The sequence below is a fragment of the Xanthomonas sp. SHU 166 genome (assembly GCF_000364685.1).
GTDB lineage: Bacteria > Pseudomonadota > Gammaproteobacteria > Xanthomonadales > Xanthomonadaceae > Xanthomonas_A > Xanthomonas_A sontii.
On sequence record NZ_AQOJ01000997.1, the window covers coordinates 1 to 1478 of the forward strand.

Genomic DNA, 1478 nt, shown 5'->3' on the forward strand with positions numbered 1-1478 from the left:
GCCGATACCGCGGTAGCGCCGCCCATCGCCATCGCCCCGTTCGACCGCGGCGGCACCGATGTGTCCGCGCTGCGGCGCCTGCTCGGCCTGCGCGAGCGTGCGGTCGCGCCCACCGCGGCTGCATCCGCACGCAAACCGGCCGCGGCGCCGGACCGGCACCTGCCCGGGGTGGAGATCGCACCCGGGCTGCACCTGATCGAGGCCTTCCTGCCGCAGCCGATCCCCGCCGGCGCGCTGTCGCTGGCCTTCGCCCGCCGCGAGGATACGGTGGAACCCACCGACCTGCTGTTCTTCGACACCGAAACCACCGGCCTGGCCGGCGGCACCGGCACCCGCGCCTTCATGATCGGCGCGGCCGACTGGAGCGTGCATCCGGCCGATGGCCCGGGCCTGCGCATCCGCCAGTTGCTGATGGCCACGATGGGTGCGGAGAAGGCGATGCTGGAGGCGTTCCGCGCCTGGCTGCGGCCGGGCACGGTGCTGTCCAGCTACAACGGCCGCTGCTACGACGCGCCGTTGTTGAAGACCCGCTATCGGCTGGCGCGCTGCGCCGATCCGCTGTCGGCGCTGGACCACGTGGATCTGCTGCATCCCACCCGCCGCCGTTACCGCGGCACCTGGGAGAACTGCAAGCTCGCCACCATCGAGCGGCAATTGCTGCGCGTGGTGCGCGAGGACGACCTGCCGGGCTCGGAAGCGCCGGCGGCGTGGCTGGGCTACCTGCGCGGCGGCAACGCGCGCAACCTGCGCCGCGTCGCCGCGCACAACCACCAGGACGTGGTCACGCTGGCGCTGCTGCTGCAGCGCCTGGTCGCCGCCGAGGCCGAGGAACGCGCGCTGGCGGGTGCGGCGTCGGCGTAGGCGCTGCGCACGCCGCCGGCGACATCACTCCAGCCGCTGCGCATTGCCCGCGGCGATGGCGGCATCGAACAGGCGGTCGACCTCGCGATCGATCTGCGCGCTCAATTCGCCCTGACGCGCACCCAGTTCGCCCTGCTGCCGGCCCAGCGCGGCCTGCTGTTCGCCGAGCGCGCGCATCTTCGCCGACAGTGCATCCTGGCGCTGCGCCAGTTCGGTCTGGGCACGTGCTTGCGCCTTGGCGGCAATGCCGTTGGAGTCCATGCGGTCCGCCGCCAGCGCGATGCTCTCCCGGACCAGCTTGCCCTGTTCACGACCTAGCTCGCCCTGCTCTCGGCCCAGTGCTCCCTGGCGCTTGCCGAGCTCGCCCTGCTGCGCGCCCAGCTTGCCGATCGGCTCGAACAGCGCGTCGAAGCGGGCCAGCAGCGCAGGATCGTGCACCACGTAGCGCTTGCCGCCGCGGCGGAACCACAGGCCATCGCCCTGGGTCTCGCGCTTCATGCTGGCGAGTTCGTCGCTGCTGCCGCTCATCGTCGAATGGTTGCCCTTGACCCGGACATACGACTGTTCGAGTTGACCGTTGTGGGTTTTCTGCATCGATCGCGTGCTGATCCGCGAGC

Annotated in this window: 1 protein-coding gene and 1 pseudogene; one reads left to right on the forward strand and one right to left on the reverse strand. The window is 71.7% G+C overall.

What is annotated here, in order from left to right; all coding sequences use genetic code 11:
* Positions 1-861: ribonuclease H-like domain-containing protein (locus D180_RS22125; RefSeq protein ID WP_017914491.1), on the forward strand; the 861-nt coding region annotated here is incomplete at its 5' end.
* Between the two features lie 24 nt (positions 862-885).
* Here D180_RS22125 and D180_RS22130 read toward each other — a convergent pair.
* Positions 886-1478 (reverse strand): annotated as a pseudogene (locus D180_RS22130) (hypothetical protein); the annotation flags it as partial.